Raw genomic sequence first — 23,146 nt, forward strand, 5'->3', positions numbered from 1 at the left:
TCGCTACTCGCTACGACAAGACCGCCGAGTCCTACCAAGCCGCCGTCACCCTCGCATCGCTCCTGATGTGGGCGTGACATTTGAAGACAACTCCTAGGCCACCCGGACGCCCACCAGGCAGGTGTCGTCGTCCGTGTCGGACTTGCTGTAGGTGAGCAGGCGGTCCAACTGCTGGTCCAGCGTGGGCGGTACCGTGCGCGCGGCCAGCAGCAACTGGGCCAGCGATTCCTCCACGGACCGGTCACGGCGTTCGATCAGGCCGTCCGTGTACATCAACAACGTGTCGTCGACGGCCAGTTGGACCTCGTGTTCCTCGTACGACGCGTCGGGCGCGGCGCCCAGCAACAGCCCCCTGATCAGGGGCAGCGGCGTCGCGTCGTTGCCGCGAACCAGGACGGGCGGCAGATGGCCGGCCCTGGCCCAGCGCAGGGTTCGGCGGTCGGGGTCGTACAGACCGCAGACCGCCGTGGCGGTGACGACTCCGGTCAGATGGTGGGCGACCATGTTGAGCCAGGACAGCAACTGGCCCGGTCCCGCGCCGGTCACGGCGAGACCGCGCAGCGCGTTGCGCAGGACGACCATGCTGGTGGCCGCCTCGATGCCGTGTCCGGCGACGTCCCCCACACACAAAAGCACCAGCCCGGACGGCAGCACCACCGCGTCGTACCAGTCGCCGCCGACCAGGTGCTGGGTCTCGGCGGGCCGGTAGCGGACGGCCACGCGCAGTCCGGGGGCCTCCAACGGAGCCTGCGCCGGAGGCATGATCGCGTGCTGGAGCTGGAGGGTGAGCCGGTTGCGTTCGCCGGCCTGCTGCTCGGAGTGGGCGAGCTGGTCGCGGGTGGCGGCGAGAGCGACCTCCGTCCAGTGGTGGGCGGAGATGTCCTGATAGGCGCCCCGGACGACGAACAGCCGGCCGTCGGAGTCGAGGACCGGCTCGGCCACCACCCGGATGTGCCGGGTCACACCGTCGGGCCGCTGGAGGCGGAAGGCCGCGGACGCGGCGCGACGGTGGTGCAGCAGGGTGCGCAGGAACCTGCCGACGACGACGGCGTCGTCGGGGTGAGCGTGGGCGGGCAGATCCTCCAGCGGGACCGGGCCGCTCACGGACGGCTTGCCGTAGAGGCTGAAGAGCTGGCCGTTCCAGGTGATCTCGCCGGTGAGGAGGTTCTCCTCGAAACCGCCGATGCGGCCGAGGCGTTGGGCGTGCTGCAGCAGGCTCGCCAGCCGTGCCGTCTCGTCCTCCATACGCCAGACGAGGAGGACGCTGCCGCCGTGCCGGCTGACGCTGATGTCGGCGACCGAGGCCAGCGGGACATCGTCCACCAGGGCCGTGAGCCGTATCCGGCGGGCCCGGAACGGCTCGCCCGTGGCATAGACCCGTTCGATCTGGTCGAACAGGTCGCTCTCGCCGGCGGCCATCGGATACGTCTCCAGGAGCAGGGCTCCGCTGACGGCGCCTCGCGGCCGGCCGGCCGGGTCGATGAAGGGGATGTTGACGTGGTGGATGCGGAAGTCGACCAGTTCCCCGGTGGCGTCCAGGTGCGGAACCAGCACCAGCGCCGGGTCGTGGAGACCGTCGGCCAGGTCCATGAGTTCGGCGGCGTCCGGCAGGATCCCGGGCCGCGCGTCGGCGTCGGAGTGGTGCGGAGCGTAGGTCTCCAGGGTGTGCGCGCACAGTTCGGCGAGGGCTTCGACCTGGCGGACGATCTGTGGGGGCTGGGCTCCCAGCGGCGTGGGCCAGACGATCTCCAGCACTCCGTGGATCCGCCCGCCGGTGCCCGCGGGCAGGGCGACCCGGCCGCCGTCGGCGTGGTGGCTCCGGCCGATGGAGGGCAGGCCGGTCTCCGCCAGAGAGGCGATCCACTGGCCCGTTCGCTCACCGAGCCCGCGACGTGCCACCGTGACCACGCCCGGCGGCACGTATCGCCAGCGTGCCGCCTCGGCGGCCGGGAACCCGGCGCTGCCCGCCAGAGTGAGGGAGCCGTCGGCGCCCAGCGCCCAGATGGCCACGGCTTCCGCGCCGAGCGGCGTCAGGGCGTGTTCCAGCAGGGAGTCGGCCACGGCCTGTGTGTCGGGCGCGGCCAGCGCGCCGCTCTCGGCGGTCCGCAGCCGTACGGCGAAGGAGTCGTCCCGGGGTGGGCGGGTGGCGTCGCCGCGGTCCGCCGTGGTCGCGAGGAGCGCGGTCGTCACGTCGGAGAGCCGGTCACGCGCGGCCTGGTTGATGACTTCGACGGCGAATTCCAGGGGTGTCACGCCCGCTTGCTCGGTCAGTTCGGCGAGTTGACGTGCCGCCTGGGACGGCCCGCACCCGAGCCGCTCGACGAGGATGCCCTTGGCCAGCTCGATCAGGGCACGGCCGTCCGCTTCCGCGTGGGCCGTCTGCACTTCGCGGCGCAGTCGCTCGACGGTCGCCGCGAGTCGGCCCACCGGGGAGGGCTGCCCCGCGTGGTCGTCCTCTTTCGATCCGGCGTTCCGCGACTCGGCCGGCGGATGGGGATTGCTCACGGTTGACCTGTTCCTCGGCTCGGGTGTCCGGGGACACCAGGCGGTCGTCCGGCACGCGGGGCGGTGCGACTCCCCGTCATACGGACAGCCAGCGCCGGACGCGACCGATGAGGTCGTTGGTGTCGACCGGCTTGGTGACGTAGTCGTTCGCGCCCGAGGCGAGGCTCTTCTCCTGGTCGCCGGGCATGGCCTTCGCGGTGACGGCGATGATGGGCAGATCGGCGTACTGGGGCATGGCCCGGATCTCCGCGGTGGCGGTGTAGCCGTCCATCTCGGGCATCATCACGTCCATCAGGACCACCGAGATGTCCGGATGGGCGAGCAGCATCTCGATGCCCTTGCGGCCGTTGTCGGCGTGCAGGACGTCGAAGCCGTGGAGCTCCAGCATCCCGCTCAGCGCGAAGAGGTTGCGCGCGTCGTCGTCGACCACGAGCACCGTACGGCCGACGAAGGTGCCGTCGACGACCTGGGCGGCCGGGCGCTGGGACTCGTCCGTACGGACCAGTGACAGCACGTCGCCCGGCTCCTCCGCGGACAGGTGCAGGGTGATCCGTTCGCGCAGCTCGTCCAGGCTGGACAGGAAGTCCAGCGGGCGGCCGTCCGCACGGGAGCGCAAGGCCTGCTCGTGCGCCTGGTCCACGCGATGACCGGTGTGCACCAGTACGGGGACGCCGGCCAGCGCCGAGTCACCCTCTATGGCGTCCAGCAGACGCGTGCCCTCCTCGTCGGGCATCCCGAGTTCCAGGACGACGCAGTGGCAGGGCTCGGCGGCCAGTGTGCTCGCCGCCTCCTGCGCCCCGATCGCCGTGATGATGTCGATCGCCCCGAGCCGGCCGTCGTCGGGCGTGAGGTCCGCGACCGCGCGTTCCGCGACGAGGGTGAGGAGTCCGCGCGGACGGTCCTCGACGACGAGGAGGCGGCGTCGGCGCTGTTCGGGCGCCGTGGGGAAGGCGGCGTCCGGCCGGGAGACGGGCGGGAGTTCCCGGCCGGCTGCTCGGGGGTGCTGCTCCGTCGGCGAGCCACCACCGTCGAGCACTTCTTCGAAGTCGGCGCGTGCCACGGGGAGGTAGAGGGTGAACGTACTGCCCTGCCCGGGTGTGCTGTCCACCGTGACGGCGCCGCCGAGCAGATGGGCGATCTCCCGGGTGATCGACAGGCCGAGTCCGGTGCCGCCGTACTTGCGGCTGGTGGTGCCGTCCGCCTGCTGGAAGGCTCCGAAGATCGTCTCCAGTTGCTGCTGGGGAATGCCGATACCGGTGTCCCGCACCCTGAAGGCCACGACGGGACCGCCGCGGACGACACCGACGGGCACCTCCAGGTCGGCGGCGGGTTCGATGCGCAGCGCGACACTGCCCTGTTCGGTGAACTTCACCGCGTTCGACAGGAGGTTGCGCAGGATCTGGCGCAGTCGGGAGTCGTCGGTGAGCAGGTCGGCGGGGGTGCCCGGGGCGGTGGCCACCGTGAAGTCCAGGCTCTTCTGCGTGGTCATCGGCCGGAACGTCGCCTCGACGTACTCCAGCAGTTTGCGCAGCGGGACCCGCTCGGGGGTGACGTCCATCTTGCCCGCCTCGACCTTGGACAGATCGAGGATGTCGTTGATCAGCTGCAGCAGGTCCGAGCCCGCCGAGTGGATGATGCCCGCGTACTCGACCTGCTTGGGCGTAAGGTTGCGCGAGGGGTTCTGGGCCAGCAACTGGGCCAGGATCAGCAGGCTGTTGAGCGGGGTGCGCAGTTCGTGGCTCATGTTCGCCAGGAACTCCGACTTGTACTTCGAGGCCAGCGCCAACTGCTGGGCGCGGGTCTCGAGTTCCTGCCGTGCCTGCTCGATCTCCAGGTTCTTGGCCTCGATGTCGCTGTTCTGCGAGGCCAGCAGGGAGGCCTTCTCCTCCAGTTCGGCGTTGGAGCGCTGGAGTTCGTCCTGCTGCACCTGCAACTCCTCCGACCTGGCCTGCAGTTCGGCGGTCAGCCGCTGGGACTCGCCCAGCAGCTCGTCGGTGCGGGCGTTGGCCACGATGGTGTTGAGGTTGACGCCGATGGTCGGCATCAACTGGGCGAGGAAGTCCTGGTGGATCTGGGTGAAGGCGCTGACGGAGCCCAGTTCGATGACCCCGAGAACCTGGTCCTCGACCACGATGGGCAGCACCACCAGGGCGCTGGGCACAGCGTGTCCGAGACCGGAGGAGATTGTCACGTAACCCGGCGGCAGTTCCTCCACGCTGATGGGGCGCCGGTTGCGCGCCGCCTGTCCGACCAGTGAGCGTCCGACGGGGATGCGGTGGGGCCGGTCGGTGTCGTCCGGATAGCCGTACGAGCCCACCAGCCGCAGTTCGGGGCCGCGTTCGGTGTCCTCGGCGAGGTAGAAGGCGCCGTACTGCGCGGAGGCCAGCGGCGCGAGTTCGTCCATGATGAGCTCGGCGACGACGGGCAGGTCACGGTGGCCCTGCATCAGGCCGGAGATCCGGGCGAGGTTGGTCTTGAGCCAGTCCTGCTCCTGGTTGGCCCGCGTTGTCTCCCGCAGGGACTCCACCATGGAGTTGATGTTGTCCTTGAGGTCGGCGACCTCGCCCGAGGCCTCCACGGTGATCGAACGGGTCAGGTCGCCCTCGGCGACGGCGCTGGTCACCTCGGCGATCGCGCGGACCTGGCGGGTGAGGTTCCCGGCGAGGCCGTTGACGTTCTCGGTCAGCCGCTTCCAGGTGCCTTCGACGCCCTCCACCTCGGCCTGTCCGCCGAGCTGGCCCTCGCTGCCGACCTCGCGGGCGACGCGGGTGACCTCGGCGGCGAACGACGACAGTTGGTCGACCATCGTGTTGATGGTGGTCTTCAGCTCCAGGATCTCGCCCCGGGCGTCGACGTCGATCTTCTTCGACAGGTCGCCGTTGGCGACCGCCGTCGTCACCAGGGCGATATTGCGGACCTGGCCGGTGAGGTTGTTGGCCATCGAGTTGACGTTGTCGGTGAGGTCCTTCCACGTGCCCGCGACGTTCGGCACGTGTGCCTGGCCCCCGAGGCGTCCCTCGGTGCCGACCTCGCGGGCGACGCGGGTGACCTCGTCGGCGAACGCGGAGAGGGTGTCGACCATCGTGTTGATGACGTCCGCCAGAGCCGCGACCTCACCCTTGGCCTCGACCGTGATCTTCTGGGAGAGGTCGCCGCGCGCGACGGCCGTGGCGACCTGGGCGATCGAGCGGACCTGGCCGGTCAGGTTCGACGCCATCACGTTGACGTTGTCCGTCAGGTCCTTCCAGGTACCCGACGCGCCCCGGACGATCGCCTGTCCGCCCAGATTGCCCTCGGTGCCGACCTCACCGGCGACACGGGTGACCTCGTCGGCGAAACCGGAGAGCTGATCCACCATCGTGTTGATGGTGTTCTTCAGCTCCAGGATCTCCCCACGGGCATCCACCGTGATCTTCTGCGAGAGATCGCCCTGAGCCACCGCCGTGGCCACCTGGGCGATGTTGCGGACCTGGGAAGTGAGGTTGCCCCCCATGAAGTTGACCGAATCGGTCAGGTCACGCCAGGTGCCCTTCACCCCCTTGACGTCCGCCTGCCCGCCGAGGCGGCCCTCGGTACCGACCTCGCGGGCGACGCGGGTGACCTCGTCGGCGAAACCGGAGAGCTGGTCCACCATCGTGTTGATGGTGTTCTTCAGCTCCAGGATCTCCCCACGGGCATCCACCGTGATCTTCTGCGAGAGATCGCCCTGCGCGACCGCCGTGGTCACCTGGGCGATGTTGCGGACCTGGGAAGTGAGGTTGCCCGCCATGAAGTTGACCGAATCGGTCAGGTCGCGCCAGACGCCGCCCACGCCGGGCACCTGGGCCTGTCCGCCGAGCCGCCCCTCGCTGCCGACCTCACGGGCCACGCGGGTGACCTCGTCGGCGAACGCGGAGAGCTGGTCGACCATCGTGTTGACGGTCTCCTTCAGCTGAAGGATCTCGCCCCGCGCGGGGACGTCGATCTTCTGTGACAGGTCGCCCTTGGCGACCGCGGTCGCCACCTGCGCGATGTCACGCACCTGGGTGGTCAGATTGCCCGCCATGGCGTTGACCGAGTCGGTGAGGTCGGCCCAGGTGCCCGAGACCCCGGGCACCTCGGCCTGGCCCCCGAGGGTGCCCTCGGTGCCCACCTCGCGCGCCACCCGCGTCACCTCGGAGGTGAACACGGACAGTTGGTCCACCATGCCGTTGAACACCGTGGCGATGTCGCCGAGGAGCCCCTCGCCGTCGGACGGCAGCCGGGTGCCGAAGTCGCCGTCCCGTACGGCGGTCAGTCCGGCCAGGAGCTGCCGTAGCTCCTGCTCTCCCGGGGCCCGGTCGACGGCCTCGATCGTCCTGCTGCTCATGCGCACCCTCGTTCCGCTCCCCAAGAGCCCTCACGGCGAGGACTCGGAACCCGCGCCGGGCCTGTGGAAGGCCCGCTCCCCGACCGCGTTTCCGCAGTTCGCCGACCGGCCGGGTGAGAAAATCCGGTGAAGATTAACTCAGCTACCGGCACACGACCAAAGCCTGGCGCGGAGATATCGGTCGATCGAAAAAGACCGGCATCAGGCGGAATACATGAACCAGAACAGGGCACCCGTACCGGTTCGGCTCCGCCGCTCGCAGGGCCCTCGGCTCCCTGTCCGGACCCCTTCGGCGTCGGTGCCGGACCACGCCCACCCGCACGGGGGACCTCTCGGCCATTGCGGGCTCACGGAGTTTGCCCCACCCTGTCGGCCGGACGGCAGGACGCCCCGAGCTCATGACGTGAGAGAAGAGAGGCCCCGCATGGCTGCGACTCAGCGCAGGAGCCGGAAGATCATGATGACGCCGGAGGAGCTGGACGAGTTCCTCACCACTCAGCGCATGTGCCGGGTCGCCACGCTGTCGAGTGACGGCGCCCCGCATGTCAGTGCCCTCTGGTTCGCCTGGGACGGCACCTCGCTGTGGCTGTACTCCATCGTGCGCAGCAAGCGCTGGGCCGATCTTCGTCGCGATCCGCGCGTCGCGGTCGTCGTCGACTCCGGCGAGGGGTACGGGGAGCTGCGCGGGGCCGAGCTGTCAGGCACCGTGGAGTTCGTGGGCGAGACACCCCGCTCCGGCGAGCCGTGTCCCGAACTCGACCTGCTGGAACCGCTGTTCGCGCGCAAGAACTTCGGCCTGGAGGAAATGCCGCACGACGGCCGGCATGCGTGGATCCGCCTCACCCCCGCGAAGACCGTCTCCTGGGACTTCCGCAAGCTGTGACACCCGTCCCTCAGCGGCGGGACCGGGCCTTGTCCGGGGCGGCGCGGGCCCGGCAGCCGCACGTCAAGTATTGGTAATGATTTCCATATCGATCGGATTCTGCGATGTTTTTGACATTCATTTCCATCTACTGTGGCGAGCACACCCTTGCTGACCACCTGTCGTGGAGGATCCATGTCCCCGTCCCCGTCCCGGCGCCTCGCCCTGATCACCGGCGCCTCACTGGCCCTCCTGACGGGGTGCGGCAGTTCGTCGGGCTCCGGCGGTGACGGGAGCGGCGCGCAGGAGCCGGCCGCCTCGTCCAGGATCGTCGTGGTCGCCTCGACCGACGTCTACGGCGACATCGTCGAACAGATAGGCGGCGCGAAGGTCGACGTCACCTCGATCATCAGCGACCCCGACCAGGACCCGCACTCCTACGAGGCCAACACCCAGAACCAGCTGGCCCTGTCCAAGGCGAAGGTCGTCGTCGAGAACGGCGGCGGCTACGACGACTTCGTCGACCGGATGCTGAAGAGCAGCGGCTCCTCCGCCGAGGTCATCAACGCCGTCGCGGTCTCCGGAAAGACCGCCCCGAAGGGCGGCGAGCTCAACGAACACGTCTGGTACGACTTCCCGACCGTCGCGAAGATCGTCGACCGTGTCGCCACGGCACTGGGCAGGGCCGACGCCACCGACGCCACCCTCTTCACCAGGAACGCCGAGGCCTTCAAGGCCAGGCTCACGACGCTGGAGACGAAGGAAGCCCTGATCAAGAAGGAGCACGCCGGCGAGGGCGTCGCCATCACCGAACCCGTGCCGCTCTACCTGACCACAGCGAGCGGGCTGGTGAACAAGACGCCCGCGGCGTTCAGCGAGGCCATCGAGGAGGGTGACGACGTCTCGCCCCGCGTCCTTCAGGCCACGCTGGCCGTGTTCGGCGACAAGCAGGTCGGGGCGTTGGTCTACAACGAACAGACCTCCGGCCCGCAGACCGAGAAGTCCAAGGCCGCGGCGAAGGCGGCCGGCATCCCCGTCGTACCCGTGACCGAGACCCTGCCCAAGGGCAAGGACTACCTCGGCTGGATGACCTCCAACGTCGACGCGCTCGCGAGCGCGCTCGCCAAGTGAGGCAGTCCGCCGCGGCCACCGTGCCCGCACCCCGTCCGGGCGAGGGGCCGGCCGGGGGCAGCGGCTCCGGTGCCGTGGTCAGTCTGCGCGGCGCCGAACTGTCGTACGGCTCACGTGTGGTGTGGCAGGGCCTCGACCTGGACGTACGGCCGGGGGAGTTCCTGGCCGTGCTCGGGCCGAACGGATCGGGCAAGACCAGTTTCGTCCGGGCCCTGCTGGGCCGACAGCCCCTGTCCGCCGGAACACTGACCGTCCTCGGCGGCTCCCCGCGCGAGGCCGGCCGACACCTCGGGTACGTCCCCCAGCAGGCGGAGATGTCCGCGCACGCGATGCTGCGGGCCCGCGATCTCGTGCGCTTCGGCATCGACGGGCACCGCTTCGGACCCCGGCTGCGGACGGGCGCCGTCCGTCGCCGGGTCGACGAGATCCTCGCCTCCGTCGGAGCCACCGCGTACGCCGACGTTCCCCTCGGCATGCTGTCCGGCGGCGAACGGCAGCGCGTCCGTATCGGGCAGGCCCTGGCCACCGATCCGCGCATCCTGCTCTGCGACGAGCCGCTGCTCTCCCTCGACCTGAACCACCAGCGGGCCGTCACCGAACTCGTGGACGCCCGCCGCAGGTCCCACGGCACGTCCGTGGTCTTCGTGACCCACGAGATCAATCCCGTGCTCGGCCTGGTCGACCGTGTCCTGTATCTGGCGCCGGGCCGCCACCGGACAGGCACACCGGACGAGGTGCTCACCTCCGAGTCGCTGTCGGAGCTGTACGGCACACGGGTCGACGTCGTCCGCGTCCAGGGGCGGGTCGTGGTCGTCGGCGCCCCCGACGGACCCGCCGCTCCCCCGCATCACGCCCAGGAGACCGCCCACGGGGTGGTCCGCCGGACCGAGGAAGTGCACCCATGACGCTCGCCGCGGGGGTCTGGCACCAGATCTTCAGCTTCGACAACTACGGCGAACTCCTGGCGCTGGTCCGCAACTCCCTCATCGCGGGTGCCGCGCTCGGCCTGGTCGGCGGGCTCGCCGGCGTCTTCGTCATCATGCGTGACCTGCCGTTCGCGGTGCACGGCATCAGCGAGCTGTCCTTCGCGGGCGCGTCGGCGGCCCTGCTGCTGGGCGTGAACATCGTGGGCGGCTCGATCGTCGGTTCGCTTCTCGCGGCCGGCGCGATCGGGGTCCTGGGCGCGCGGGCCCGTGACCGCAACTCGGCGATCGGCATCCTCATGCCGTTCGGTCTCGGGCTCGGCGTGCTCTTCCTCGCTCTCTACAAGGGCCGGGCGGCCAACAAGTTCGGCCTGCTCACCGGGCAGATCGTGGCCGTCGACACCCCGCAGATGACCTGGCTCCTGGGCACCTCCGCCCTGGTCCTGGTCGTCCTGGTCGTCATCTGGCGCCCGTTGGCCTTCGCCAGCGCCGACCCGGACGTCGCCGCCGCCCGTGGTGTGCCGGTGCGTGGACTGTCGTTCGCCTTCATGCTCGTGCTCGGTCTCACCGTCGCCCTGTCGGTGCAGGTCGTCGGCGCTCTGCTGGTCCTGACCCTCGTCGTCACACCCGCCGCGGCCGCCGCGCGCGTCACCGCGTCCCCGGTGCTGCTGCCCCTGCTCAGCGTGGTGTTCGCCGTGCTCTCCGTCGAGGGCGGCATCCTGCTCGCCCTGGGCAGCTCCATCCCCATCAGCCCGTACGTCACCACGATCTCGTTCTCCGTCTACGCGCTGTGCCGGCTGGCCGGCGCCTACCGCACCCGGCGCTGGGGAGACAGGAGGACGGTCCCTCAGCCTGTCTGACACCGGATCTCCGTATCCGATCCCCGGGTCCCCTGTCCCCGGATCTCCTGATGCGGCCCCTCCCGTACCGCCCCTTGTCACGCACGGACGAAGCCCGGTCCCCCGGGACTCACCTCGCGCACACAGAACGGTGATTGACCCGGCCCCCTCCTTCGTCGCTGCCATATTCGAAAGCCACTTCGGAGGTGGCTGTGACGCTAGAGGCGACAACATCCTGGGACGCACACCTGCCCGACCGCACCGCCGACCGCATCACCGTGCTGGAGAGCCGCCGGTCGCGGGCGCTGACGGAGGGCGGGCCGAGAAGACGCGGGGAGTACGGCGCACGCGAGCGGATCGACCTGCTGCTCGACGAGGGATCGTTCACGGAGACCGGGATGTTCGTCCGGGCACGGCCCACCGGGGACGGCGCCCCCCGCCCGTACGGGGACGGCGTGGTCACCGGGCACGGCACGGTCGACGGACGTGCCGTCTGTGTGTTCGCCCAGGATTCCACGGTCTTCGGCGGCAGCATGGGCGAGGCCTTCGGGGAGAAGACGATCGCCCTGATGGACCTCGCGATGAGGACCGGCTGCCCGGTGATCGGGCTCAACGACGGCGGGGGCGCCCGTATCCAGGAGGGCGTCGGCTCGCTCGCCCTCTACGCCGAGCTGGTGCGCCGCAACGTACAGGCGTCGGGGGTGATCCCCCAGTTGTCGGTCGTGCTCGGGCCGTGCGCGGGCGGCGCCGCGTACTCGCCGGCCATCACCGACTTCACCGTGATGGTGGACGGCGCCTCACACATGTTCGTCACCGGACCGGACGTCATCGAGGCGGTCACCGGGGAGCGCACCAGCGCCGAGGACCTGGGCGGCGCCCGCACCAGCAACTCCGTCAACGGCAACGCCCACTTCCTCGCCGCCGACGAGGTGGAGGCCCTCGACACCGTACGGGACCTGCTGTCGTACCTGCCCGCCAACAACCTGGAGCGGCCCCCGCGGTACGCGCCCGTGGCGGCGCCCACCGACAGGTGTCTCGACGAGGTCGTGCCGGACCGGCTCGGGCAGGCCTACGACATGCGGGACATCCTGCGCGCGGTTGTCGACGGCGGTGAACTGCTCGAGATCCAGGAGCTGTTCGCGCCGAACATCATCTGCGCGCTGGCCCTCGTCGAGGGCACGTCCGTCGGTGTCGTCGCCAACCAGCCGCTGCACAGCGCGGGCGTGCTCGACATCGACGCCTCCGAGAAGGCGGCACGGTTCGTACGGTTCTGCGACGCGTTCGGCATCCCGCTGCTGACCTTCACCGACGTCCCCGGATATCTGTCCGGCGTCCGTCAGGAACAGGCCGGGATCATCCGGCGCGGCGCCAAACTGCTGTACGCGTACGCCGAGGCGACCGTCCCGAAGGTCACGGTGGTGGTACGCAAGGCGTACGGCGGCGGCTACGCCGTGATGGGCTCCAAGCATCTGGGCGCCGACATCAACCTCGCCTGGCCCAGCGCCAGGATCGCCGTCATGGGCGCCGAGGGCGCGGTGGGTGTCCTGCACCGGCGTGAACTGGCCGCCGCCGCCGACCCGGACGCGCTGCGGGCCGGACTCGTCGCCGCGTACGAGAGCACGCATGGGACGCCCTATCTGGCCGCCGAACGCGGGTACGTCGACGCCGTCATCGCCCCGCGCGACACCAGGGAGCACGTCGTCCGTGCCCTGCGCGCACTGCGCGGCAAGCGCGCCCCGATGCCGACGCGCAGGCACGGAAACATCCCCCTCTGAGCACCCTGAGCCATTGGGTCCGTTCAGTCCGCCCGAGACCTCCGAACCGACGGAGTCCCGCCCGTTCCCGCCGTTCCCGCGATGTGAGGAGCCATGCCCGATGGACAGCCGCCGCCCCCCGCTCGCCCCCTCCGCCACACCCCGGAGTCTGCCGGAGTACGTGCGGCACTGGGCCGAAACCACCCCCGACCGCCGGGCGTTCACCTTCGTCGACCATCCCGCTCCGCGGTCGCGCGGCGTCCACCGCACCCTGACCTGGCGCCGACTGGACCGACGGGTAAGAGCGTTGGCCGCCCGGCTCGCCGAGGAGGCCGAGCCCGGAAGCCGGGTCGCGCTGCTCTGCCCGCAGGGTACGGAGTACGTCACCGCCTTCCTGGCGGCACTCACGGCCGGGCTGGTCGCCGTACCCCTGTATCCGCCCGGCCTGTCCGGGCACGGCGACCGGCTCTCGGCCGTGCTGGACGACGCGTGTCCGGCGACAGTTCTGACGATCAGTCATATTCTCGATGAGGTACGGGACTTCTGCGCCAGGCTGCCGGTGCGGATCGTCGCGGTCGACCAAGTGCCCGACGACGTCGCTGACTTTGTGCCGGTTCCACCGGACGACGATGCCATCGCCTACCTCCAGTACACGTCCGGCTCGACCCGTTCCCCGGCCGGCGTGGAGATCACGCACGGCAATGTCGTCGCCAACGCCCGTCAGGCACTGGCCGCTTACGGCGTGGACGAGCGTCCGGTGACCTGCGTGGGCTGGCTGCCGCTCTACCACGACATGGGGCTCGTCCTGAGTGTCGCCGCTCCCGTCGAGCGGGGACTGCTGTCGGTGCTCATGGATCCCGCCGCGTTCCTGCACGAGCCGGTGCGCTGGCTGCGGCTGCTCGCCGCGCATCCGCGCGCACTGAGCGCGGCCCCCAACTTCGCCTACGACTACTGCGCTTCGACAGTCACCGACGCCCAGAAGAGGGAACTGCGGCTGGACGGTGTCGCCGCGCTGCTCAACGGCAGCGAGCCGGTCCGCCCCGGCACCGCCGACCGGTTCAACGCCGCGTTCGCCGCCCAGGGGCTGGCGCCCGACACCCACTGTCCGTCGTACGGGCTCGCCGAGGCGACCGTCTTCGTCAGCGCGGCCCGGCCCGGGGAACCGCTCAGCCGGTTCGCGCTCGACCGCGACGCCCTCAGCACCGGGAAGGCCCTGCCCGCGCGGGCCGACGATCCCACAGCCGTGACGCTGGCCGGCTGCGGGACTCCGGCGGGCCAGCTGGTCCGTATCGCCGACCCGGTCTCACACGCCCGGTTGTCCGAGGGCGAGGTCGGCGAGATCTGGGTGCGGGGCCCCAACGTCGGGCGGGGCTACCGGAATCGGGACGAGCAGACCCGGCGGGTGTTCGGTGCCACGTTCGCCGACGACACAGCCGGCAGCGGTCACTGGTTGCGCACCGGGGACCTGGGGACCTTCCTGGACGGGCAGTTGATCGTCACCGGGCGGCTGAAGGACCTCATCGTCGTCGACGGCCGCAACCACTACCCGCAGGACGTGGAGGCCTCGGTCCAGGACGCGGACCCGGCCGTGCGGCGCGACCGGCTCGCCGCGTTCGGGGTGCCTGGTGACGTGGGCGAGCGGGTGGTCGTCGTGGCCGAGCACGTACGGAGCGTCGCCCTCGCGGAGATCGACGTGCCGGGGCTGGTGCGGGCCGTGCGCTCGGCCGTCTCGGCTCGGCACGGGCTGCGGCTCGCCGACCTCGTCCTCGTGCCGCCGGGCACGGTGCCCCGTACGTCGAGCGGCAAGGTGGCACGGGCGCTGACCCGGCGCCGCTATCTGGAGGGTGCCTACACAGCGGGGCCCGCCGCATGAGGGGCGCCGACGAGGGCCGGATACGTCAGCTGGTCAGGGAGCGGGTGGCCGCCTGGAGCGGTACGGCTCCCGGCGACGTGCCCATGGACCGGCCGCTCGCGGACCTCGGAATGTCGTCGCGGGACGCGGTGGTCCTGGCCGGGGATCTCTCGCGGACGACCGGTCGCGAGCTGCCGACGACACTGCTGTGGGAGGCGCCCACCGGTGAGGCCCTTGTGGAGTATCTGTGCCGCACGGAACCGGGGACGGCGGCCGGGGCCTACCCGGTGGGCAGACCGTCCCCTCCCCCGGTCGCGGCCGACGAACCCGTGGCGGTCATCGGGGTCGGCTGCCGGCTGCCCGGGGGTGTGCACGGGCCGGGTGACTACTGGCGGCTGCTGACCGACGGTGTCGACGCCGTCCGCCGGGTTCCCGAGGACCGCTGGCGCGACTTCGCCCCCTTCCCGCCCGCCGAGACACCCCTGTACGGCGGCTACCTCGACGACATCGCCGGGTTCGACGCCGACTTCTTCCGTGTCACCCCGCGCGAGGCCGCGGTGATGGACCCGCAGCAACGGATCCTTCTGGAGGTCGTCCACGAAGCCCTCGACCATGCCTCCGTCCCCGCCGCCTCCCTCGCCGGCAGCGCCACCGGTGTCTTCGTCGGTGTCTCCGCCGCCGAGTACGGCTCGCTCACCGGCGCCGACCCGGCGGCCGTCGACCCCTGGGCACCCGCCGGCGCGGCACCCAGCGTGACCGCGGGGCGGCTGGCCTATGTGCTGGACACCCGGGGGCCGAGCATGGCCGTCGACACCGCCTGCTCGTCCTCGCTGGTCGCCGTGCACCAGGCCTGCGTCAGCCTGCGCACCGGTGAGAGCGACACGGCGATCGCCGCCGGGGTCAACCTGCTGCTCTCGCCCACCGTCAGCGTGGCGTTCCGGCGGGCCGGGGCTCTCGCGCCGGACGGGCGGTGCAAACCGTTCGCGGCGGCGGCCGACGGCATCGGGCGCGGCGAGGGATGCGCGGCCGTGCTGCTGAAGCGGCTGTCCGACGCGGAGCGGGACGGCGACCGGGTCCTCGCCGTCGTCCGCGCCACCACCGTCAACTCCGACGGCCGCTCCAACGGCCTCCTGGCGCCCAACCCCGCAGCGCAGAAAGCCCTGTTGGCCACTGCCTACGCCCGCGCCGGGCTCGATCCGGCGCACATCGACCATGTCGAGGCGCACGGCACCGGTACCCCGCTCGGCGACCCGATCGAGGCGGGCGCGCTCAGTGCCGTACTCGGGGCGGGCCGCGACCCCGACCAGCCGCTGCTGCTCGGCTCCGTCAAGGGCAACCTCGCCCATCTGGAGTCCGCGGCGGGCATCGCCGGGCTGGTGAAGACGGTCCTCGCGCTGCACCACGACACTGTTCCGCCGTCACTGCACTGCGCGGAGGGGAGCGCCCTGGACGACGAGCGGCTGCGGGTGGTCACCGAGTGCGAGCCGTGGCCGCGTTACGGCGGGACGGCCACCGCCGGGGTGTCCGGGTTCGGGTTCGGCGGCACCAACGCCCATGCGGTGCTGGAGGAATGGCGGCCCGACGCCCTCCCACTGTCCCAGGAGGACGAACCGGTCAGCCGCCTCCACCTCCTCTCCGACGTCGACACCGCCCGTCTGCGGGACACCGCGACGCGGCTCGCCGACTGGCTCCGCACGCCGGAGGGCAGCGCCGCGCGCCCCGCCGACGTGGCGCGTACGCTCGCCGGACGGGTCGGACGGGGTACTGCGCGCGCCGCGGTGGTCGCCCGCGACGACGCCGAACTGGCGGACGGGCTACGAGCGTTGGGGCAGGGAGATCCGCACGAGCGGGTCGTGACGGGCGAGCGGGATCTCGTCGGGCGCGGGCCGGTGTGGGTGTTCTCCGGGTACGGCAGCCAGTGGGTCGGCATGGGGCGGCGGCTGCTGGCCGAGGAACCGGCCTTCGCCGCCGCGGTGGAGAAGATCGACGCGCGGATCGCCCCGGAGTGCGGGCTGTCCCTGTACGAGCACCTGGCGGACGGCGGCGACCTCGACCGCCTGGAGGTCGCCCAACCCGTGCTGTTCGGACTGCAGTTGGCCCTGGCCGAGCTATGGCGTTCGTACGGAATCGAGCCCGCAGCCGTCATCGGGCATTCCGTGGGCGAGGTGGCCGCCGCGGTGTGCGTGGGCGCCCTGGATGTGTCGGAGGCCGCCCGGGTGATCACCGTCCGGGCCCGGCTGCTCAGCGGACTGCGGGGCGGTGCCATGGCTGTCGTCGACCTCGACGACGACGAACTCGACCTCCTGGCACGGGACTTCCCCGGTGTCTGTGTCGCCGTGCACTCCTCGCCCCGACAGAAGATCGTCGCCGGGGAGGAGCCCGCGGTGGCCCGGCTCGTGCGGCGGCTGGAGAGGGAGGGCCGGACCGCTCGGGCCCTGCGGGTCGTCGGCGCCGGACACTCACCTCAAGTCGACCCGCTGCTGGCGGAGTTGACGGACTCCCTGGCCGACATCCGGGGCGGCCGACCCCAGGTCCCCGTCTACTCCACCGTCCTGGACGACCCACGCGACGACTGTCTCTTCGACGCCGCCCACTGGGCCGCGAACCTGCGGCGGCCCGTGCGCCTGGACCGGGCCGTCGCGGCTGCCGCGGCCGACGGTCACAGCGCCTTCGTCGAGATCTCGCCGCACCCGGTTCTGACCCGGGCCGTCCTCGACACCGCGCCCGGCGCCCTCGCCATCGGCACCCTGCGCCGCGACGGCGACAGCCGTGCCGGGTTTCTGGCCCAGGTCGGCGCCCTGTACTGCGCGGGCGGGCACCTGTCGTCACCTCCGGGCCGCGTCATCGACCTGCCCGCGCCGCGCTGGCGGCACGTGCGGCACTGGTGGACGGACGGGCGCGCGGCGGCCACGCCGTCCACGACCGGCACGGTGACCGAAGAGGCCCGCGCTCCGGACACCTCCGTCTCCGGCCGGCTGCGTCGTCACATCGCCGCCGTCACCGGCCACCCGACGTCCCGCCTCACGCCCTCGACCGCCCTGGCCGACCTCGGCCTGGACTCCCTGATGGCCGTCCGTATCCGCACCGCACTGGAAGCCGAGTTCGGGATCGAGCTGCCCCTGCGCGAGCTGCTCGGCGCCACCTCCGTCCGGTCGCTGGCCGACCGTCTCGAACAGGCGCTCCCCACAGGCGAGTCGAGCGGCCTCCTGCGCACCCTGCGCGCCGGCGGCTCCCGACCCCCGCTCTTCCTCGTCCACGCCGCCGGCGGCACGACCGACGTCTACCGGGCGCTGGTCGAACGGCTCGGTGAGGAGCGGCCGGTGTACGGACTGGAACGGCTCCCGGACGCCCGTACGGTGACCGAGAAAGCGCGACGCTACGCCGAGGCCGTCACCGCCGCACACCCCACCGGGCCCTGTCTGCTGGGCGGTTGGTCCTTCGGAGGCTTCGTCGCCCAGGAGACGGCACGGCAACTCGACGCCGCCGGGCGGGACGTGGAACTGGTGGCGCTCATCGACTCCGTACGGCCCCTCCCGCGGCCCGGAGACACTCCGGGCGACCGGATCCGCGTCCACTTCGAGGGCTTCGCCGGTCACGTGGCCGACGCGTACGGCGCGCAACTGGTGCTGCCGTACGCCGAGTTGCTCGCGATGGAGGACGACGGCGAGCGCATCGACACCGTACTGCGGGCCCTGCGCGAGGTCGCCGACATACCGCCCGCCGCTTTGGAGCACCAGCGCTCCTCCTACCTGGACCTGAGGATCGGTGAGGCCCACCGGCCCGGGACCTACGACGGGCGGGTGGTCCTGTACCGGGCCACCGAGCCCGCTCCGCACACCGTGCGCGACCCGGCGTACGAACGGGACGACGAGTCGCTCGGCTGGGACGAGGTGTGCCCGCGGCTGACGGTCGTACCGGTCGCGGGGCACCATCTGTCGCTGCTCGACCCGCCGTACGTGGACGAGATCGCCGCCCGGTTGCGGCGCGCACTCGACGAACAGAGCCGCTGAACCGGACGACGAGGAGCAGACCATGGACCGTCCCAGTACCCGAGTGTCCCGACGCGCTGTCACCAAGGCCGCCACGGCCGTCGGTCTGACCGCGCTGCTCGGCACCACAACCGCCACCGCCCGAGCCGCGACCCGGCTCTCCGCCCGCACTCTGGACGTCACCGTGTCGTCCCCCGCCCTGGGCCGCAGCGCACCGGTCCGGCTGATCCTGCCGTCGGGATTCGGCAGCCAGACCGGGCGGACCTACCCCGTGCTGTATCTGCTGCACGGCGCCCACGACGACTACACGTCCTGGACCCGGGAGACGGACATCGAGGCCTTCACGGCAGGCAGGGACCTGATCGTGGCGATGCCGGACGCGGGCCCCACCGGCATTCCCAGCGCCTGGCGCGGCGGCCCCGACTACGAGGCCTTCCAGCTCACGGAGGTCCCCGCGCTGCTCGCCCGCCAGTACCGGGCCTCGAATGTCCGGGCCGTCGCCGGGGTCTCCACCGGCGGCTACGGCGCCATGTCCCACGCGGCACGCCATCCGGGCATGTTCGCGGCGGCGGCCTCGTACAGCGGCATCCTCGACACCATGGCGCCCGGTGTGCCACCGCTGGTGGACGCCATCGTGGCCCGCGAGAACCTCGCGCCCGGCTCCCTGTGGGGCAACCCCATCCTGAACCTCCTCACCTGGCGCGACTTCAACCCGCGGTCCCGGGCCCAGGGACTGCGCGGCACTCCCCTGTACGTCTCCAGCGGCAGCGGAGTCGTCGGTGGCACCGGTGACTGGCTGCCCGAGGCGCTGGAGAGCGCCCTGTGGCTCTCCGCGCACGCCTTCACCGACACGCTCGCCCTGCTCCGCGTCCCGGTCACGACCCACTACTACACGGGAGGGGGACACAGCTGGGCCTACTGGAAGGGCGAGTTCAGCGCGTCCTGGCCGATGCTCGCCAGGGGCCTGGGGCTGCCCGAGTGAGGCCGGTACCGTCGGGGCACGGAACGGAGCGCAGGGGACATCCGTCCAACCCAGGACTTGTCCCTCGCCCCACGGGCACCAACCCGAGGGTGAGCCTCTTCCGGGTGAAAGGAGGGCCCTCCGTGGCGACCCCCGCCCCGCACGGTGTACCGGACGGCCCCGGAGCCGCCGCCGTACCTCCCGAACTGGCCAGACTGCTGCGCGAGCAGCTGGAGGCCGTCGCCGACGAGGTGGAGGAGGAGGTACTCAGACAGGTCCCCGAGTACGCCGTCCGGTCGGCCGACGGAGCGAGCCGCGCACTCCTCAGATCCGGGGTCGTACAGGCGCTCACCCTGTTCGTCGACCACATCGCCGATCCACGCGGCCGGGGAGACTCGATCATCGCGATCTACCACGAGCTGGGACGCGGCGAGGCGCTGGAGGGCCACAGCCTCGAAACGCTGCAGTCCGCGCTGCGGGTCGGGGGGCTGCACGCCTGGCGGCTGCTGGGCCGTACGACGGAGGAACTCGGGCTGGACTCCGCGGTGATGGCCGGGCTGGGCGAGCTGGCGTTCCGGACGGTGCACGAGGTCGCCGAGGCAGCGGCGGCGGGGTACGCGGAGGGGCAACTGCGCAGCGCGGACGAGCTGGAACGGCGCAGGGGGCGGCTGCTCGCCCTGTTACTGGGCGACCAGCCGGTGCTGCCGGAGGCGGTGCGGGACCTGGCGCACGGAGCCCGGTGGTCCGTACCGCCGTACGTCGCGGTCGTCGTCCTCGCGGCCTCGTCGGACCAGCGGGAGGAGCGGCCGTTGGCCGCCGCCGGGGCGCTGGTGGACATGGAGTCCCGGCCGCCACGGATGCTGGTGCCCGACCCGGACGGCTCGGGCGGCTTCGGCGGCCGGGCGTTCACGCTCGCGCTGCGGGGCCGGCCGGCCGCGATCGGGCCGACGGTCCCCCTCACCGAGGCGGGCAGGTCGCTGCGCTGGGCCGTCCGGGCCCTCGGGCTGATGGGGCGCGGGATACTCCCCCGGCAGGGCGTCGTGCGCTGCGCCGACCATCTGTCGACCCTGCTGCTGCACAGCGACGAGCCCATGCTCGACCTGCTCAGGACCCGCGCCCTCGCTCCCCTCGACGGGGTCTCCGAGCAGCCGCGCGGCAGGCTCGCGGAGACACTGCTCGCCTGGCTGCTCAGCGGGAGCAACGTGCCCGAGGTCGCCGCCCGCCTCCACGTCCACCCGCAGACGGTCCGCTATCGCCTGCGCCAGCTGGAGAAACTCTTCGGCGAGGCCCTGCACGACCCGGGAAACCGACTTGATCTGATTCTGGCACTCACGTCGGCACAAAAAAGCGAGGAATTCCTGAATTCCCGTCCATAACGCTCGGCGAGTCAACACGAATACGTTCGGGACGTCCTTTCTCATAGGCGCTTGACCGCGCCCGACCCGCAAAGGATCCCCATGCGTATCCAATTCTGTCTCGCCGCGCTCACACTCGTCGGCGGGGCCGGACTGACCACCCTCTCGGCACCCGCCGCCTCCGCCGCCGCCTGCAGCGACATCGACGTGGTCGCAGCTCGCGGCACGTTCGAGCCGGGCACGCTCGGCGCGATCGTCGGCGACCCGGTGTATTCCTCCCTCCAACGGAAACTGACGGGTAAAAGCCTGTCCAGCTACAAGGTGAACTACCCCGCTGACCTTTCCCTCACCTCGGCCGCGCAGGGAAACTCTGATCTGGTGAACCACGTGAGGAGCCAGGCGACGGCGTGCCCGAACCAGCGTTTCGTACTCGTCGGCTATTCGCAGGGCGCGAACGTCGTCGACAACTCCATCGGGATCAGCAGCGCCGGTGCGGTGGTCGGCAGCCCGATCGTGGCCACCATTCCCGCCGCGCTGGAAGGGAAGGTCACCGCGGTACTGCTGTTCGGCAATCCGATCCGGGCGATCGGCAAGAGCGTCACCGGCACCTACCAGAGCCGCACCATCGACTTCTGCGCCAAGGGTGACCCCATCTGTGAGAACGGCGGGGGCGACGTGCTGGCCCACCTCGGCTACACGGCGAACGCCGGCGCGGCGGCCGACTTCGCGGCGACCAAGGTCTGAGCCGACCGAGCCGTCCGAGCCCACGGCCCGAGGCCGACCGCCTCGGCCAACCGCCGCACGGAACACGGGAAAGGACCCGGGAGGAGAATCCTCCCGGGTCCTTCTTCCATGGGAGGAAGCTATTTCGGGTCCCGCGCGAACTCCGTGAGGCTCGTGGAGACGGGTTCCGGACGGCCGTTGTTCTGCAAGGGTGCGGCGGTCAGCACGTCGAGGTGCTGGTAGCCGTCGGCGACCACGGGGTGCAGGTCGGTGGGGACACGGCCGGCGAGCAGCCCGTCACCCGCGAGCACGGTGAGAGTCGGGTTGGCGGTGAGCCCCTCCGGGCGCACGATGAGCCGCTTCACCTGCGGGGAGGTGGCCAGTTCGAGGTCGGTGATCAGCTTGGTCGGGAAGTACTGCTCGGTGAAGTCGAGCGGCTGCTGGGCAAGGCTGCGGGCCAGCTCCTGGATGTCGGTGACCTCTTTGCCTGCGCCGGTGAACGGTGTTCCGTCGGCCGAGCGGTGTCCGGGGTCGTCGGGGTCGCCGACGCGATCGTAGTTCCGCCAGGTGTAGAGCGGCCCGTGCGGCCGGTCGGGGATGGCCTTGTACGCGATGCCGAACAGCCCCGGCTGCTCCTCGCCCCCGTTGGCCACGGGGAAGGACTTGTCCGCGATCGGGCCGCCGTCGAAGAACCCCACGCTGCTCTGCAGGAAGGCCAGCGGTACGGAGTTGTCGTCCATCAGCGCGCCGAGCACCGTCTCGTTGGTGAGCCGGAAGTCCTTCACGGCGGGTGACCCCGTGAGGAAGGCGGCGGCGTCCTTGGCGAACAGGAAGCGGTTCGTCGCCTCGATGTTGACGTTGGCGGGCAGATACGACGGCAGGTCGGCCTCGCCGCCCGGGTCCCGTATCGCACCGACACCCGCGATGGCCAGGAGGGTCATCGTCTCGGCGTTCAGCAGGACCGGCGCGGACAGTGAGCGTGGCAGCAGCCCGCTGTCGAGCCCGGCCTGAACAACCCCGTAACCGAGGCCGATGTCGGGCAGGTTGGTGTCGTCCGGGATGCTGCCGCTCAGGTCGGCGAGTGAGGTGGAGACGGTGGTGTCGAGGGCGAAGTAGCCCGCGCACTGGCGGTGTCCGGCGTCGGCGGTGGTGGCCGGGTCGCCGTCGAAGTCGGCGACCGCGAAGTACCCGGTGATCACACCGCCGAGGGAGTGGCCGCCGCACAGCACCTTCCGCTCACGCACGCCCTGGTCGGGCAACTCGGCGGTGAGCAGGGTGTACTGATCACGGACGGTCTGCTCGACGCCGAACTTCGCCATCCAGCCGAGCTTGTCGTTGCCGGCGAATCCGGCGAACGTACGGCCCGCGACCTGCTTGCCCCGGTAGTAGTAGTCGACGGCCGTGTGCTGGTCGCCGGAGTCGATGCCGGTGTGGTCCTCCATGCAGTTGGAGCGCCGGTCCAGGGCCCAGAACTCGATGTGCGGCCCCCGTTCGGCAGCGCGCGCCACGGTGTTGCGGGCGACGCTGTCGAACGCCCCCGCGCCCTCCAGGATGCCCGGCTGGGCGACGAGGATCCGGTCGGCGTCGGCGGACTTCGCGGGCCCGGCGGAGGAGCGGTAGCGCAGGTAGGACAGCCAGTCGCACGCCGCCGGCCGGGCCCCGAAGGACGCCGGCAGCGGTGCCTTCACCCGGACCACCGTCTCGGTCACCCCGGCGACCGCCGGGTTCGACGACACCACGGGAGCCTCGGTGCGCACGTTCTCGCCGTGCGCCTCCGGGGCCACCGCGGTAAGCGTCCCGATGGTGAGCAGCACCGCGAGCGCGGTGCCGCGCAGCCCCGTCAAGGGCCTCCTTCTGCTGCAACTCGTCTTCATAGCGGGACCGTAGGACCGCGCGGACCACGC

General features: G+C 71.3%; 13 protein-coding genes. 10 read left to right on the plus strand and 3 right to left on the minus strand.

Translation table 11 applies throughout. The features are described from left to right. Positions 1–93 precede the first annotated feature (93 nt). Positions 94–2,505: a SpoIIE family protein phosphatase gene (locus PV734_RS15610; protein ID WP_319091371.1), complete on the minus strand. Its 2,412-nt coding sequence runs from the start codon at positions 2,503–2,505 to the stop codon at positions 94–96. A gap of 76 nt (positions 2,506–2,581) precedes the next feature. Next, complete coding sequence (locus PV734_RS15615) at positions 2,582–6,853, minus strand: HAMP domain-containing protein (RefSeq protein ID WP_319091370.1); 4,272 nt, start codon at positions 6,851–6,853, stop codon at positions 2,582–2,584. Positions 6,854–7,277: 424 nt separating this feature from the next. On the opposite strand from PV734_RS15615, the gene PV734_RS15620 reads away from it, so the two are divergent. The 10 genes from PV734_RS15620 (at position 7,278) to PV734_RS15665 (ending at position 21,263) form a co-directional block, all read left to right on the plus strand. Next, positions 7,278–7,736, plus strand: a complete 459-nt coding sequence (locus PV734_RS15620; protein ID WP_319091369.1) for a pyridoxamine 5'-phosphate oxidase family protein — start codon at positions 7,278–7,280, stop codon at positions 7,734–7,736. Positions 7,737–7,910: 174 nt separating this feature from the next. Then, positions 7,911–8,846 (plus strand): metal ABC transporter solute-binding protein, Zn/Mn family, encoded by a 936-nt coding sequence (locus PV734_RS15625; RefSeq protein WP_319091368.1) that lies wholly within the window; start codon positions 7,911–7,913, stop codon positions 8,844–8,846. A 74-nt stretch (positions 8,847–8,920) separates the two neighbouring features. Beyond that, a complete protein-coding gene (locus tag PV734_RS15630) occupies positions 8,921–9,751 on the plus strand; it encodes a metal ABC transporter ATP-binding protein (RefSeq protein WP_319290200.1) in 831 nt (276 codons plus the stop codon). Then, the gene (locus PV734_RS15635) at positions 9,748–10,629 is read left to right on the plus strand and encodes a metal ABC transporter permease (protein ID WP_319091367.1); all 882 of its coding nucleotides are present in this window, start codon (positions 9,748–9,750) and stop codon (positions 10,627–10,629) included. The genes PV734_RS15630 and PV734_RS15635 overlap by 4 nt, the downstream gene beginning before the upstream one ends. A gap of 191 nt (positions 10,630–10,820) precedes the next feature. Next, the gene (locus PV734_RS15640; protein ID WP_319092001.1) at positions 10,821–12,383 is read left to right on the plus strand and encodes an acyl-CoA carboxylase subunit beta; all 1,563 of its coding nucleotides are present in this window, start codon (positions 10,821–10,823) and stop codon (positions 12,381–12,383) included. A gap of 100 nt (positions 12,384–12,483) precedes the next feature. After that, complete coding sequence (locus tag PV734_RS15645; RefSeq protein WP_319091366.1) at positions 12,484–14,235, plus strand: fatty acyl-AMP ligase; 1,752 nt, start codon at positions 12,484–12,486, stop codon at positions 14,233–14,235. Next, positions 14,232–18,224, plus strand: coding sequence for a type I polyketide synthase (locus PV734_RS15650; protein WP_319289929.1), 3,993 nt, complete (start codon positions 14,232–14,234; stop codon positions 18,222–18,224). Before PV734_RS15645 ends, PV734_RS15650 begins: the two co-directional genes overlap by 4 nt. 22 nt (positions 18,225–18,246) lie before the next feature. Then, positions 18,247–19,185 (plus strand): alpha/beta hydrolase family protein, encoded by a 939-nt coding sequence (locus tag PV734_RS15655; RefSeq protein ID WP_319091364.1) that lies wholly within the window; start codon positions 18,247–18,249, stop codon positions 19,183–19,185. Positions 19,186–19,307: 122 nt separating this feature from the next. Continuing rightward, positions 19,308–20,540: a helix-turn-helix domain-containing protein gene (locus tag PV734_RS15660; protein ID WP_319289930.1), complete on the plus strand. Its 1,233-nt coding sequence runs from the start codon at positions 19,308–19,310 to the stop codon at positions 20,538–20,540. Between the two features lie 81 nt (positions 20,541–20,621). Further along, the gene (locus tag PV734_RS15665; RefSeq protein ID WP_319290202.1) at positions 20,622–21,263 is read left to right on the plus strand and encodes a cutinase family protein; all 642 of its coding nucleotides are present in this window, start codon (positions 20,622–20,624) and stop codon (positions 21,261–21,263) included. A 119-nt stretch (positions 21,264–21,382) separates the two neighbouring features. Here PV734_RS15665 and PV734_RS15670 read toward each other — a convergent pair whose 3' ends face one another. Beyond that, positions 21,383–23,116 (minus strand): hypothetical protein, encoded by a 1,734-nt coding sequence (locus tag PV734_RS15670; RefSeq protein ID WP_319289931.1) that lies wholly within the window; start codon positions 23,114–23,116, stop codon positions 21,383–21,385. Positions 23,117–23,146 lie beyond the last annotated feature (30 nt).

It is taken from the genome of Streptomyces sp. AK08-02 (assembly GCF_033795085.1).
In the GTDB taxonomy this organism is placed as follows: Bacteria; Actinomycetota; Actinomycetes; order Streptomycetales; family Streptomycetaceae; genus Streptomyces; species Streptomyces echiniscabiei.